Annotated in this window: 11 protein-coding genes and 1 pseudogene; 9 read left to right on the forward strand and 3 right to left on the reverse strand. The window is 49.5% G+C overall.

The genetic code is table 11. The features are described from left to right. The 7 genes and pseudogenes from BK127_RS38445 to BK127_RS38480 form a co-directional block, all read left to right on the forward strand. Positions 1-678 (forward strand): annotated as a pseudogene (locus BK127_RS38445) (hypothetical protein); the annotation flags it as partial. Positions 679-954: 276 nt separating this feature from the next. Then, on the forward strand, positions 955-2175 hold the full coding sequence (locus BK127_RS38450; protein ID WP_076237968.1) for an enolase C-terminal domain-like protein: 1221 nt from the start codon (positions 955-957) through the stop codon (positions 2173-2175). 32 nt (positions 2176-2207) lie between these two features. Then, positions 2208-3056 (forward strand): NAD-dependent epimerase/dehydratase family protein, encoded by an 849-nt coding sequence (locus tag BK127_RS38455; protein ID WP_076237969.1) that lies wholly within the window; start codon positions 2208-2210, stop codon positions 3054-3056. 749 nt (positions 3057-3805) lie between these two features. Next, the gene (locus BK127_RS38465) at positions 3806-4300 is read left to right on the forward strand and encodes a cation:proton antiporter regulatory subunit (RefSeq protein WP_076237971.1); all 495 of its coding nucleotides are present in this window, start codon (positions 3806-3808) and stop codon (positions 4298-4300) included. Between the two features lie 3 nt (positions 4301-4303). Further along, positions 4304-5530 (forward strand): cation:proton antiporter, encoded by a 1227-nt coding sequence (locus BK127_RS38470; protein WP_076237972.1) that lies wholly within the window; start codon positions 4304-4306, stop codon positions 5528-5530. Between the two features lie 84 nt (positions 5531-5614). Then, complete coding sequence (locus tag BK127_RS38475) at positions 5615-6574, forward strand: YitT family protein (protein ID WP_076237973.1); 960 nt, start codon at positions 5615-5617, stop codon at positions 6572-6574. A 368-nt stretch (positions 6575-6942) separates the two neighbouring features. Then, positions 6943-8220 (forward strand): histidine--tRNA ligase, encoded by a 1278-nt coding sequence (locus BK127_RS38480; protein WP_076237974.1) that lies wholly within the window; start codon positions 6943-6945, stop codon positions 8218-8220. A 4-nt stretch (positions 8221-8224) separates the two neighbouring features. On the opposite strand, the gene BK127_RS38485 is transcribed toward BK127_RS38480, so the two are convergent. After that, positions 8225-10183 carry a transglycosylase domain-containing protein gene (locus BK127_RS38485; RefSeq protein ID WP_256711632.1) on the reverse strand — a complete coding sequence of 653 codons (1959 nt, stop codon included), beginning with the start codon at positions 10181-10183 and terminating at the stop codon, positions 8225-8227. A 231-nt stretch (positions 10184-10414) separates the two neighbouring features. On the opposite strand from BK127_RS38485, the gene rluF reads away from it, so the two are divergent. Next, on the forward strand, positions 10415-11116 hold the full coding sequence (rluF, locus tag BK127_RS38490; RefSeq protein WP_076237975.1) for a 23S rRNA pseudouridine(2604) synthase RluF: 702 nt from the start codon (positions 10415-10417) through the stop codon (positions 11114-11116). A 59-nt stretch (positions 11117-11175) separates the two neighbouring features. On the opposite strand, the gene BK127_RS38495 is transcribed toward rluF, so the two are convergent. Then, the gene (locus BK127_RS38495) at positions 11176-11874 is read right to left on the reverse strand and encodes a response regulator transcription factor (RefSeq protein ID WP_076237976.1); all 699 of its coding nucleotides are present in this window, start codon (positions 11872-11874) and stop codon (positions 11176-11178) included. 216 nt (positions 11875-12090) lie between these two features. Between BK127_RS38495 and BK127_RS38500 the strand changes: the two genes are divergently transcribed. Continuing rightward, positions 12091-14091 carry a sensor histidine kinase gene (locus BK127_RS38500; protein WP_076237977.1) on the forward strand — a complete coding sequence of 667 codons (2001 nt, stop codon included), beginning with the start codon at positions 12091-12093 and terminating at the stop codon, positions 14089-14091. A 41-nt stretch (positions 14092-14132) separates the two neighbouring features. Here BK127_RS38500 and BK127_RS38505 read toward each other — a convergent pair whose 3' ends face one another. Beyond that, the gene (locus tag BK127_RS38505) at positions 14133-15002 is read right to left on the reverse strand and encodes an AraC family transcriptional regulator (protein ID WP_076237978.1); all 870 of its coding nucleotides are present in this window, start codon (positions 15000-15002) and stop codon (positions 14133-14135) included. Positions 15003-15284 lie beyond the last annotated feature (282 nt).

Consider the following 15284-nt stretch of genomic DNA (forward strand, 5'->3'; position numbering starts at 1 on the left):
GGTCAGGATCTGGAAAAGCTAGCCGCTGAAAAAGGGATTACGGTAGAAGCCTTGAAGGCACAATTCGAGCAGGAGCGCCAGGCGAAGCTGGAAAAGCTGGCGGCAGAAAAAGGCATCACGGTGGATGAGCTTAAGGCTCAGCAGGAGCAGGAACGTGCTGCCAGAGGCGATAATAAAGGTGGATTCCCTGGTGGTTTTGGCGGTCAGGATCTGGAAAAGCTAGCCGCTGAAAAAGGGATTACGGTAGAAGCCTTGAAGGCACAATTCGAGCAGGAGCGTCAGGCACAGCTGGAAAAGCAGGCCGCTGAAAAAGGCATCACTGTGGATGAATTGAAAGCACAGCTGGAGCAAGAGCGTGGAACCAGAGGCGGTAATAAGGACGGAGGCAAAGGCGGATTTGGAGGCGGTCAGAATTTAGAGAAGCTGGCGGCTGATAAAGGAATAACCGTTGAAGCCTTGAAGGCACAATTCGAGCAGGAGCGCCAGGCACAGCTGGAAAAGCAGGCTGCAGAGAAAGGGATTACTGTAGATGAACTGAAAGCTCAAATCGAGCAGGAGCGTCAGGCGAAGCTGGAAAAACTGGCAGCAGAAAAAGGCATTACTGTAGATGAGCTTAAAGCGCAAATGGAGAAAGGACACGGAAACCGTACTCCTGTTGAAGCAAAAACTCAAGAGTAACATGAAAAGGAGAAGGGCGGGCTTCCGCCCTTTTCTTGCATTTAAAAATGCATAATTGCTGAACAGAAGGTTGCATTCTTCCCGATTTAACATGTATACAATAGAACAAGGAAGACCAGATAAGGCGAATTTCCATTCAGCTCTGAATGAGAATTCGCTTTTATTTTATATTTAATAACAGGCCAAGATCGATCGTGAAAGTTTAGGATTGTCTCATTGTTTTGGCAATTTGATCGCTCTAAGATTAGAGGGTGACTTTAGTCGAGGAGGCTCACCATGGCGACAATCAAGCAAATTCGTTGCATACATACGAGAAGAAATGGAAGCTGGACGATTGTAAAGGTAATGACTGATCAGGACGGTCTATACGGCATCGGCTCTGCCTCTGATCTATATAATCCTGAAGCGGTGGTGCAGGTAATTGAGCAGTTGATCGCTCCTCTGCTTGTAGGCAAGGATGCCGATCGGATCGAAGATATTTGGCAAACACTGCATCTGAGCGGCTATTGGCGCCATGGCAGCATTCAACAAACTGCCATCGGGGCGATCGATATGGCGCTGTGGGATATCAAGGGCAAGGAAGCAGGCAAGCCGGTCTACCAATTGCTAGGGGGCGCTTGCCGTTCAGCCGTTCCCTGCTACGGGCACGCGGGAGGCAAGGATCTGTCCATGCTGGTCGAGGAGGTGCACCGTTACCTGGAGGAAGGGTACACCGTGGTCCGGTGCCAGCTTGGAGCGTATGGAGGTGGGGGCTTCCGGGAAGATTTGACGAACCGGCCGGAGGGGTCCTGGACTAACGGTCCGGTATTCGACGAGCAGACTTATTTAAATGCGATACCGGCCATGTTTGAGCAGCTTCGTCTGAAGTTCGGGCCGGAGATCCAATTTACGCATGATGTGCATGAGCACTTGAACCCTATAACCGCGATTCAGCTCGCCAAGCGTTTGGAGCCGTATCATTTGTTCTTTCTGGAGGATGCGCTGCCCCCCGATCAGCTTGGCTGGTACCGTCAACTCCGGCAGCAATGCACGACACCACAGGCGGTTGGGGAGCTGTTCACGAATCCGCAGGAATATGTGCCGTTGATCCAGGAGAGGATGATTGATTTCATCCGGGTCCGCGTATCCAAAGCAGGCGGCATCAGCGCCTGCCGCAAAATCGCCACGCTGGGCGAGACGTTCGGCGTCCGAACCGCCTGGCAGGAGGGTGGAGAGAACGACCCCGTCAATCAGGCGGCAGCCGTTCATCTCGATATGGCAATCTGGAATTTTGGCATTCAGGAAATCAATCATTTCACGGAAGAAGAGCAGGAGGTTTTCCCTGGCTGCATCGAACGCAAGGGCGGTTATCTGTATGTGTCAGAGAAGCCGGGACTCGGCATCGACATCGACGAAGACAAGGCAGCGCTGCTGCTTGAAGCAGATTGGAACAAGAGCAAGTACCATAGGCCGTATCCCCTGGATCGCAAAGCCGACGGAACCATCGTCCGCCCGTGATATCTATTACCAACAAAGGAGTGTGATGTCAGTTGAAAACAGTAGCTGTAACAGGGGCCAGCGGCAAGCTGGGAAATGAGGTTGTCAAGCAATTGCTGGAAGAGGGTTATCAGGTCGTCGCACTGGACGAGCGCAAATCCGATCAGTTCCGATGCAAGCAAATTCGCGTGGATCTGAATGATTTCGGTCAGGTCGTTGCAGGACTGGCCGGAGTGGACGCGGTGATCCATTTGGCCGCTATCCCTGCTCCGCTTGATTATACCCACTCGACTATTTTTTCCAATAATGTGGTCTCGACGTACCACGTACTGGAGGCAGCTTCGGTGCTCGGGATCGGGAAGGTCGCGCTCGGTTCAAGCGAATCGTCGTACGGCTTCTGCTGGGCACCGAGTCCCTTCGATCCGCTCTATGTGCCTGTGGATGAGGATCATCCCCAGCTGCCACAGGAATGCTACGGACTATCCAAGATCGTTAATGAGCTTACAGCCAGTATGTTTCACCGGCGTACGGGGATGCAGGTGATGTCGCTGCGCTTCTCTATGATCGTGGCTCCTCAGCAGTATCCCTCATTCGAGCCGGACATTCGGAATCCGGAGAAGCACAAGCGGATTCTGTGGAGCTATATCGATATTCGGGATGCAGTGAGGGCATGCATCGCTTCAATAGGTACGCTCTCGGTCGGATCGGCAGACCTCAATATTACGAGCAGGGATACGCTCAGTGATCGGGATACGGAGCAACTGCTCGATCAGTTTTACCCCGAGGTCAAGGATCGGAGACAACGCTTCGCAGGGCGCGAAGCGATCGTAAGCACAGAGCAGGCGTTCCGTGTGCTGAACTGGAAAGCCGAGCATTCCTGGAGCGATACGATCCAGCGATAACATCAATATTTGTTGTTCCGCGGATAGCCTTGAAGAGCGTTCAGCTCTTGAGGGTTATTCGTCTTTGATTCGTCGGTCAGCTCACTGTCGTCTTGAAGTCATAGCAGGTATACGTTTGAGATAATCAGCGAAATATGGTACACTAATAGTAATCGGAATTGTAACAGTATATAAATTAAAGGGGGGATATGATGATCAATGTTCATAGAGCAGCACGATTATTGAGATATATAGTATTGGCTATTGCATTGATGATGTCCCCTCCAACAAGTCTGCATGAAGAATATACAACGTATGAATCCATTCCCGAATCCGCAGCTGCCAATCAGGGAAATAAACCCAAGTTGGCCACCCGAAAGCATTCTTCGCTTTTGCATAAGCTTATGGTTACATCGCAATCCCTCCCGATTTTATTTGTTGTTCTTCACCTTATTTTGAATCGTATTCCTTTACCCCGTTTGAACTTTAAACCCTGCATTTTTATATTACTGAAACGTTTGTTTATGACCCCCATTAGATTCACCTCCACTTTCGTGTCAGTAAATACCTCACTTGCCGTCTAAAAATCTCACCTTTGTTCATAGTGTATTTGTCATGCTTAAATAAGAACGTATGTTCTGTATTTCCGAGCTCTATTTGCTATTGCTAAAAATGAATGAAATTCAGGTATTCCGAAAAAAAGAAAGGTCTCTCGGAGGTTATTTGGTTTGTTTATCAACAGGTATGAAAAAACAGGAGGTCATCCAAGCATGAACGTTAAAGAATCCAACTTACCAGGGATAGGTAGAAAATTTGAAATCCATACACGTGGTGGGGAAAAGCTGGTCATTATTATTCATGATGACGGAAGGCGGGAAATGTATCATTTTGAACACGATGATCCCGATGAAACGATCTCCACAATCACGTTAGATGATGACGAAGCCAGGCAAGTAGCCGCTATTGTAGGAGGTATGACGTATACCCCGAAAATGCTGGAAACGGTTGAAATGGCGTTTGACGAGCTGATTATTGAATGGTACAAAATCGAACCTCATTACAAAAGTATTGGCCAGTCTATTGGAGGCCTGGATGTGCGCCAAAAATCGGGTGCAATGATTATTGCAGTCATTGAGAAAAATCATACGAAACACGTAAGCCCGGGTCCAGAGCTCGTTATTCAGAACGAAGCTACGCTCGTCGTGGTCGGAGAAAGACAGCAGCAAAGATTGATCAAACAAATTTTATTGAATGGAAGTGGTTGATATATGGATCATATGATACTCGAAGTAGGTCTTGCGATTGCACTCATAGCGATGGCTGGTCTGTTATCAGCCCGTTTGCGCTTTTCGGTTATTCCCTTTTATATTCTGATCGGGATGGCGGTTGGCCCCCATGCGCTGGAGCTGTGGCATTTTGACTTCCGCTTTATTCAAAGCGCACCGTTAATTGAATTCATGGGCCGGATTGGTGTGCTGTTTCTGCTCTTTTATCTGGGTCTTGAATTTTCAGTGGGGCGTCTGATCAAATCAGGGAAATCGATTGTAAAGGGCGGATCGATTTATATCGGGATAAATTTTATGTTAGGCCTGATGCTCGGTTGGATTGCCGGATACCCGTGGGCTGAGGTGCTTGTCATTGCCGGTATTACGACGATTTCGTCGAGTGCCATTGTGGCCAAGGTACTGGTTGATCTGAAGCGGACGGCTAATCCCGAGACGGAAATGGTACTGGGCATTACGATGTTCGAGGATGTATTCCTTGCTGTATATATTTCCATCCTGTCAGGTCTGGTACTGAGCAATTCCTCCAGCTTTGGAGGGGTGCTGCTGACAGCTGCAATTGCACTGGGCTTCATGCTCCTTGTTCTGTTTGTCGGACGCAAAGCGGTTCCGCTTTTGAATCGGGTGCTGAATATTAGGTCCAATGAGTTGTTCGGCTTGGTGATCTTTTCCATGCTGTTTCTGGTTGCGGGCTTCTCTGAGACGATTCACGTCGCTGAAGCCATCGGAGCGCTATTAATTGGCCTTGTTATGGCAGAGACCGACCACGCCAAACGGATTGAACACCTGATCATGCCCTTCCGGGATTTCTTCGGCGCCATTTTCTTCTTCAGCTTCGGATTAACGATCGATCCAATGGCATTAGGTGGGGCCATCTGGCTGTCGCTTGCCGCGGTGCTGATCACCCTGATAGGTAATTTCACTGCGGGGATGCTGGCTGGGATGAATGCGGGGTTATCCGTTAAATCCTCACTAAATATCGGATTCACGATTATGGGACGTGGAGAATTCTCGATCATCATGGCTAATTTGGCCAAAGCAGGCGGGTTAATGCCGGTTCTCCAATCCTTCGCTGCACTTTACGTACTCATTATGGCGATTTTAGGGCCGTTACTGTCCAAAGAGAGCAAGCACATCTATACGTTTCTCGACAAAATATTTAAATTCAAGGAGAGGCCCAAAAAGAAAATTAGCACGGTAGTCCAGGATTAAGCTATGTAAATTGAAGTTCTGAAACGCTAGCTCGGAACCGGCTGTCAAGGCTTGGATTTCAAAGTGAAAGAGGAGGAACTAAACATGTTACGTGCTGCGATCAACCAGGTACAATTTGCTGCTAGGGGCAAGTCCGCGAGATCTCGCCACCGGGGGACTCATATCCTGATAGTGATCCTGGGAGGCATTCTGGCCTCTATTGGGTTGGAGCTTTTCCTGATACCGAATAAAATTGTCGTTGGAGGCATGACAGGGATTTCAGCGCTTTTGTCCCATATGACGGAAATGCGGATTGGGTTACTGTTGTTCCTGTTTAATTTGCCATTCATTGTTCTGGCTTACCGTCATATCCGTTTGGAGTTTACGATCATGACTCTTCTTGGGATCGTCGTACTTTCGCTAAGCTCAATCTTTCTCCATCCTGTACCGGCATTGTTGGATAACAGCCTGTCGGCTGCGGTATGCGGTGGTGTGTGTTTAGGGTTGGGGATCGGTATGGTTGTCCGCTATGGGGGAACCTTGGATACCCTTGAAATGAATGAAAGATATTTGGCAAGACATCGCGGGTTGTTATCCCCAGAGAACGTGATCATGATGATGAACTGCAGCATCTTAACAGTGGCGGGATTCATATTTGGTTGGCAGCAGGCGATGTACTCCATTATTGCCTATATACTGGCGTTTGAAATGCTGCATGTCTCGATTCGTGGCATCCATGGGCTGCTTCCTTACCGAACGCTATGCATCATGAGCAGCTGTGGTGAAGAAATCGAAAGGGCAATCCAGCTTCGTTTCCGTAAGATCGATGATCCTGTGGAGCTGAAAGTAAGCAGTGTAAGCCCGGCTCAAGGGACTGGCGCAAAACCGATGTGGGAGCCAACCACACGACCTCCCCAATTTCTGATGTATACCGTTCATTTCCTGGATGTGATGAGGTTGAAGGCGATTATCAAAAATATCGATCCAGCTGCCAGTATCGCGGTTGGTGCTGGTCGGGTAAGCCAAGCCGGTAACGTAATGAAGAAAGTGGACAGTAAACAGTAAATAAAGCACATACTCATCAGGATAGCGTGGATAGATAACCAGGTAAACCGAGCAGGAGCACTTTTTCTGGCCGCAGACAAATGGCTGAAGCCAGAAAAGGTATTCCTGCATACAGTTGCATAAAATAATCGACTCCGCTATAATCAATCTCAATACGTTGAAGGAGAGAATACCTATGTCTATGTATACATGCCGGATCTCACAACTTCATCATCACAAGCGGCGTTAGCACACCTGTTACGATAACAGGGAGGGCTAACGCTAATCGCGTTGGCCTCCCTGCGACATACAAGGCGCGAGGGACCAGAGGTCCTGCGCGTTTTTTTGTTTTCTTTTCCATAAACGAATGAAGGAGACGTGATTCCTATATGCAAAATGTAAAAGGAACGTTTGATTATGTAGGTGCAGAGCAGGCGCTTCGCAAAAAGGTGCAATCGGTTATTGAAGCCAACTTTGAGCTGTATGACTTTGATTCCATGGAAACCCCCGTTTTAAACGAGCAGGAGCTGCTGGCATCCAAATATGCGGGAGGCGATGAAATCCTCAAAGAAATGTATCAATTGAGTGATCAGGGTAATCGGCAGCTGGGACTCCGCTATGATCTCACGATTCCATTTGCCAAGGTAGTCGCTTTGAACCCGGGACTTGAAATCCCTTTTAAAAGGTATGAGATTGGCAAAGTATTCCGGGATGGTCCCGTCAAACGGGGGCGGCTGCGTGAATTTATTCAGTGTGATGCAGACGTAGTTGGCATTCAGGGGCCAGAGGCAGAGGCGGAGCTGATGCAGCTTGCGGCAACGGTTTTTCGGCAATTGGGCATGGATGTGGTGATTACCTGGAACAATCGGCTGTTTCTGAGTGAGCTGCTGGCTCGTCTGGGCGTGGTTTCTGCGGATGAACGATTATCAGTGATGCTGACATTGGATAAAATCGCCAAGATTGGTCGGGAAGGCGTTCAAGCAGAGTTGAGCACCAAGGGATTGGATGATGGTGTCACACGTAACATTATCGGATTGATCAGTATGGATAACCCAACCTTGGGGCAGCTTACCGCACAATTTGACCTCGGGGCCAGCCGTGGCGCTGAGGAGGCTGATGCGCTTCAAGCGCTTATTGATCAGACCGGACTTGGACTCCGCTGCAGATTTGACCCTTTTTTATCACGGGGTTTATCGTTTTATACAGGTACAGTGTATGAGATTTTTGATAAAACGGGTGGGTATGGGTCCAGCCTCGGTGGTGGCGGGCGTTATGATGATATTATCGGACACCTTGTTGGCCGGGAAGATCTTCGTTATCCGGCTGTGGGTCTGTCCTTCGGCATGGAATCGATTATGGAGCTGCTGCTGGAAAGAGAAATGCCTGTCGCACCTAGCTATGTGCTTATCTTGCCTATAAGCAGAGAGCAAACACCTCTTGCCCTGCAAGCAGCTGCGAAGCTGCGGTCCGCAGAGATTCGTACACGCGTGGACGCCAGCGGGCGTAAGCTGAAAAAGTCGCTCACCTCCGCAGCGTCCAAAGGAATCCGGTACGTCATTTTGATAGGTGAAGCTGAGGCAGCCCAAGGTCAGGTTCGTTTAAAGGATATGAAGGAAATGACCGAGAGCGCCATGCCGATTGAAACGGCTGTCCTGACGATTCGGTAGACTTCTACCGTGATCGTAATGTCGGTTCAGCAGACGGATTACGCGAGACGACCGGAATCGGAAAAGGAGTAACGGGCACGTCGCGCAGCACTCTGCTCATGATCCGATTGAACAGCGCGGCTGGAACGGCTCCTCCCGAGGTGACTAGATAATGATCGCGGTCTGTCTGATCATAGCCAAGCCAGATCGCCGTTGTCAGCTCCGGCGTGAAGCCGACGAACCAAGCGTCCTTGGCACCATTGGCGCCGATGCTGCTGAACTCCGGCGTGTCGGGCAGCTGCGTGGTGCCCGTCTTGCCTGCGGCGGGCCGCCCGATCGCGGCGGCCGAACCGGTTCCTGACTTGACTGCCTCCTGCAGCAGTAAAGTCAGGTCATAAGCCACAGTCGGCCGCGTCAATACGGACGATTGTGGCACGGCCTCGACCAAGGTATGCCCATCCTTGGTCGTAATTTTCAAGATGGCGTGAGCCTTCTGCATCACGCCGAGATTGGCGATGCCGCCATAGGCCTGCGCCATCTGCAGGGGTGATACGCCCTCGGACAAGCCACCGAGGGCCAAGCTCAAGCTGCGGTCGGCCGCGGTCAGTGGAATGCCTGCCCTTTGTACGAAGTCCAAGCCGGCTTCAATGCCGATTTGGTTCAGCAGCCAGACAGCGGGAATGTTCCATGAACGTAGAATAGCCTCCTTCAATGTAACCTGTCCGCGTGTCTGTCCGTCCCAGTCTCGTGGTCGGTAACCGCCAATATCCAGCTTTCCATCATACAGGACGGAGCTCGAGGTGTAGCCGCGTTCGAGGGCAGGTCCGTATACGGCCAATGGCTTGAAGGACGAGCCTGGCTGGCGGCGCAGCTGGGTGGCATGATTGAAGCCGCGGTATACCTGCGGTCCGCGTGTGCCGATCAGTGCGCGTATGCCGCCTGTCCGATGATCCATAATAACAGCGCCGCTCTGTATCATTTGGTCTGTCCTGCTTTCAGGGAACAAGGATGGCTGCCCATAAATCTCTTCAGTCGTTTGCTGGATCACCGGATCGAGATCCGTGTAAATTCGCAAGCCCGATGTTAGAATTTGTTCTTCTGTGAATCCATACAGCTCAGCAGCCTCTTCGATGACGTAATCCACATAAGAGGGATATTTTCCTTTCAAGGATTCTTCATTTTGCTGTTGAAGTGTAATGGGCTGCACAATTGCTTGGTTGTAGGCGGCAGTCGTAATAAATTGCTGTTCCTTCATGAGAAGCAGCACCAGATTACGGCGTTCGAGCGCCTTGTCTTTGTTTTTGGCAGGTGAATAGGTTGTGGGTGCTTTCGGCAATGCCGCCAATAGAGCCGATTCCACCAGATTCAACTGGCTGACCGGCTTGGCGAAATATTCCAGAGCGGCACCCTGAACACCCCACCGCCCCTCGCCGAAATAGATACTATTCAAATACAGCTCCAAAATTTCATCCTTGGTGTAAGTCATATTGATTTTGAGCGCATAGGCGGCTTCCTTCAGCTTGCGGCTGATCGTTTTATCCGATTGCAGGAACAGATTTTTGGCCAGCTGCTGAGTCAGCGTGCTGCCGCCCTCCTTCATCGACCCGGATATCAGGTCCCGCCATAGCGCCCGGGTAATTGACCATATATCAACACCGGAATGCTCATAAAAGCGTCGGTCCTCAACCGCAATCACCGCATTGCGCAGCTCTAACGGTATTTGCTTCAGTGGCACAGGTTCAATACGCGATGAGGATAGCTGAGAAGCTGGCTGGGCATTTCGGTCCATGATCAGTGTAGGCTCGGGAAGCGGATGCTCAAGCTTACTAATATCGAGCTGACTCATCCATAAGGCGCCTGCACCTGCTATAAGCAACCCTACCAATAATATAGAACCCGTGATCCATAGGCTGAATCGCCACCAGCGTGAACGTTTAAGGCCAGACTTGGGCTTCTTTTGTTCTTGTGTCGACAATGGTTGCATAGTGTTCCCCCACATTCTGTTTAAAGCATTGTCGAATCCTGTATAGTTTTATGGCTGTCAGCTGAGACTGCCATTACTAAGTAATTCGCAGCAAGAATGTTTTTTTAGCACGTTCCTGAACGTTTGGTACACTCGTTGCTGCTCAAAAATCCCTTAGTATTAGGAGTTTATTGCTCGGAGAAGGTGACGTGGTATAATAGATGGAGTTTATTAACAAGTGGAGTGACGTAGATGAGAATTAATAAATTTATTAGTGAAACAGGCTTTTGCTCGCGTCGTGCCGTAGATAAATTGGTTGAAGAGCAGCGTGTTACGATCAACGGCAAGCTGGCTGAGCTGGGTAGTCAGGTCCAAGATGGAGATCAGGTGTGTGTGGACGGGCGTCCAGTGCTTGCCAAGAAGCCACCTGTGTATATCGCCTTGAACAAGCCGGTAGGGATTACATGTACGACAGAGCTGCATATCAAGGGCAATATCGTCGATTTTGTTGGGCATCCGGAACGAATTTTCCCGATCGGTCGGCTGGATAAGGATTCAGAGGGCCTGATTCTGCTCACGAATGACGGAGATATCGTGAACAAAATTTTGCGTGCAGAAAACGACCACGAAAAAGAGTATATCGTGACGGTAGACAAGCCGATCAGCTCAATGTTCTTACAAGGAATGGCTGGTGGCGTGAGGATTCTGGGCACCATGACGAATCCTTGTACTATAGACCAACTGGATACAAGAACCTTCAAGATTATATTGAAACAGGGCTTGAATCGGCAAATTCGTCGGATGTGCTCGGCATTGGGTTATGAGGTTAGAAAATTGAAACGGGTTCGGATTATGAACATCCTACTTGAAGGGATTGGGGTTGGGCAATGGCGTGACCTAACGAATCAGGAAATGGATGAGCTGCTGCAGCGTATCGCCTACGACCGAAAATAAATGTCATTTTAGCAATAGGCAGTTCGGTGCATACAGCCAGTCGTTAATAACCGCAGCATTTACAAATTGCTGTTGAATTTATAGCCGACGCCGCGCACCGTTTGTACGTAAGTAGGCTCAGCCGGATTGGGTTCGATTTTCTTGCGAAGGTTACTAATATGTACAAGCAGTGTTCGGGTATCACCGTTGCTGTCCATCCCCCATGTTTTTTTGTAAAGATGCTCAATCGGGATGACTTTATTCGGCTTTTTGGCTAGAAGCGCCAGCAAATCGAATTCCTTGGATGATATGGGTGCGAGCGTCCCGCTTGTCCATACATTGCGGGTCAGCAAATCAATTTCGAGACCGGGAAAGCTTAGCTGTTGTGAATCCTCCTTTTGCTGATCGGATAGCTGCTTGCGCCGCAGATGAGCCTTGACGCGGGCTACCAGCTGGCTGGGACTGAAGGGCTTGGTCATATAATCGTCACCACCAGTGCCGAGACCGAGGATAATATCGGCATCTTCTTTTTTGCAGGAGATGAATAAAATCGGGACGTTGCTCGTCTGGCGAAGCTGTCGACAAATTTCGATACCATCCATACCCGGCAGCAAAATATCCAATATAATCAGGTCCGGTGCGAACTGCTCCATATACTCAAATACACTTGGGCCATTGTGTGTGCTTTGCACTTTATAGCCTTCTTTGACCAGATACATTTGTATTAATTCAACGATTTCCGGCTCGTCATCGACGAGTAAAATTTTTTCTCCTGCCATTAGATCCTCCTTGTTTACGCCGAAGCTGCCCTTCTGTGATTTTCAAAATTTTACGGAAAGTAAGTGGTATGGATTCCCAGATATTATCTTTATTATATATGGACTCTTGTCCTTTGTGCCATCCTTTTATTAAGTACAAGCGGCTGTGAGGTTGACAAGTCTTCATCGTCTCCCAGGACTGTCAGTGGGTGGGAGGCTGTTCAAGGCGTACAAAATTTGCGTGAGTGGAGTTTTGGCAATAATGGTATTGCTACGTTAAACGGGCAATGGGAATTTTATTGGGATCAACTACTGAATCCCGACCAGATCGCCGCACTGCAAGATCAGGAACGTCCCAGACACTGGATCGACCTGCCGCAGGCATGGAACGGACAGGAGGTGGATGGAGAGCGGATATCCGGAATGGGGGTTGCAACCTTCCATCTTGAGGTACAGCTGAATCCATCTTCCCGTGTGCTTGCCGTGGAGCTGCCGATGATCCGTACAGCTTATCGAATGTGGATTAATGGGCAATTCGTCGCTTACGGTGGCAGGGTAGGTCTCGATCGTGACACTTCAACTCCGGTTAATTACCCGCAGCTTGTGCTTTTTCCCCAGGCAGGTGCTGATAAGCTGGATATCGTGATTCAGGTATCGAACTTTGACCATCGGTATGGCGGCATTGAGAGTGAACTGATGTTAGGTGAAGCCAGACAAATGGTAGCCTTTCATGATCGGCTGATGGGCCTCGATATGCTGCTGGTCGGTAGTCTGCTCCTAATGGGATTTTACAACTTGGGTCTATTTTTGATCCGCATGAAGGAAAAAAGCCCCTTGTATCTGGGTTTGTTTTGTTTGTTGGTTGGTATCCACACGATGTTGGTGGGAGAAGGAGCCATGTTTAAGCTGTTTCCCCGACTGGATTGGGTGACGAGCATGCGTTTGGAATATGTGTGCTTTTATTTAAGCACGGCTGTCGCACTCGTATTTTGTTATTCGTTATATCGCAAGGAAACCAGCAGGGCTATTGTGCAATTTACCCTCTATAGCTGTGCACTCTTTACGGCAGCTACTCTGCTGGCGCCCCCATATGTGTTTACTTCTATGGTTATGGTTTATCAATGGTTGAATGCTGCCGTGTGTGTGTGTCTGATTATTACTTTAATTAGAGCTTTTGCAGCAAAAAGAGAAGGCGCCCGCCTCATTTTATCGGGTGTCATCATCTATATGATCATGGCAGCGATAGATGCGGCTGAGTATGATCAATGGATCGGTTTTGGAGGCATTTCACCGGTGGGCCTGTTCTGTGTTATTTTCATGGCTTCCTTTGTAATCAGTATGAAGTCGGTTCAGGCATTTGCTTCCGTAGAAACCTTATCCCGTGAGCTTCGCGACCTGAACATGCGGTTGGAGTACCGGATCAAGGAGCGTACTGCCGAGCTGGAGCAGTCGAATCTGACCTTGGCCCGGACGAATGAAGATCTGGCACGGCTCGAAACGTCACGCCGCCATCTCTTGAGCAACATTTCACATGACCTGGGCACACCGATGACGCTGATTCAAGGTTATGTAGAGGCGTTGATTGATCGTGTTGTCGTAGGAACGGAGCAGCAGGATAAATACTTGAAGCTCATTCTGAGTCGGATTCTGGGCTTGAATCGATTGATTACCGACTTGTTCCAGCTCTCCAAGCTGGAGGCGCGGCAAATTGACTTTTATATGCAGGAGCTGACTATAGCGCAGGTTATCACTTATTTTAGTGAACGTTATGTCGTGGAGGTCCATAACGCGGGTTTGCAATTCGAGTTCCGGTCAACCAGCACGAACGCGCCAGAGCTGCCGTCGAGAGTGTTAATGATCGATGTGAATCGGATGGATCAGGTGTTTACGAATCTGGTGCATAACGCTATTAAGCACACATCGACCGGAGGCTTGATTCAAATGCTGCTGCAGGAGAATGAGCATGACCTTATGCTGAAGATACAGGATACTGGAAGTGGAATCGAGCAGGACGATTTGCCGTATGTGTTTGACCGTTTTTACAAAAAAGACAAGTCTCGCAATTCCGCGGCTGGCGGCAGCGGCTTGGGGCTTGCGATTGCCAAGGAAATCGTTGAATTTCATGGGGGCAGCATCTGGGCGGAGAGCCTACCTGGACAAGGAGCGCAAATTTGCCTGATGCTGCCGCTAAGAGAAGTTGATCCCGCGAGCGCCCTCTCTCCCGATGAGACCTACTAGCTGATAAGGCTGTTTGGAGCAGGTTCAAATGCCTTCGCGGATTACAGCCGGTTCATGGCATCTCGGTAATCGGTTGGCGATATCCCATACAGCCGCTTGAATTGCTTGGAGAAATAGAGTGGGTCCTGGAAGCCGACGGAGGATGCAATCTGCTCGACAGTAAGCTCCTTACGTTCGCGCAGCAGCAGACGAGCCTTGTCAATTCGCAACCGCAGCAAAAAGGTGACCGGTGTCAGGCCCGTATGCTTCTTGAACAATGTCGACAAGTAAGCGCGATTGTAGCCAAGCGTCTCTGCCATCAGCTCAATCGTTATCGGCTCTGCATATTGGCTGGATAAGTAATGAAGTGCCTGCTGGGCGATCTGCTCGCCACTGCCGGTTAAATGAAGATCGTTTTGCTGTTTGGGCTGCAGTGCCTGTGCATATTCGGCCAGCAGCAGATGGAGATATCCGACTGCTTTCAGCCCGGCGTGAGGCACCCTGGCTTGGAAGGCGGCCTGCACTTGATGATAAATGACCGCGATATGACGCTTGCCGCCGGTATGGACTATAGGCTGCTGTGAGGACAGCCCAATGCTCTCCAGTAATTGAGCAGCTTGACTCCCTTCAAAGGCCAGCCAGCGGTAGTGCCAAGGCTCTGCTTCATCTGCCACGTAGCTGATCAGCTTGCCGGGCTCAATCAGGAAGCTGTCGCCCTGTCCAAGCTGGTACGTATGACCCTGACAGGTGTAGGTGCCGCAGCCTGATTGGATGTAGTGCAGCAGGTAATAGTCCACAACCTTCGGTCCCGGCTTATGTCCTGGCTTGGTTTGACTGCTGCCGGTGAACAGTACAGCCAAATTCTCCTGCTCCGAAGGCTGTGGATTAGAGACAACATAGTAGCTTTCCGTGCGTTTGATTTCATTGGTCATGCGGGTAACCCTCGCTTCATGGACTAGGACGTACAATTAGGATGGAATAAGGTGAACAGCTCTAATCGGTGTTCACAGCACTTTCAGACAGGTAACAGTCTGCTGCTGAATACGCCTGCGTTATTTCATTTTACAATAGTTTGCTCATCCAACGCACTAACACGCACAAAAATCTAACATTTTTCCATGCGCTGCTAACATCCTTCCATAGTGAAAAAGAAAGCGCAGACGTATACTAAATATGTAGCAGACAGCAGTGAACCAACAATTACTCATTATGAT

The sequence above is a fragment of the Paenibacillus sp. FSL H7-0331 genome, from assembly GCF_001956045.1.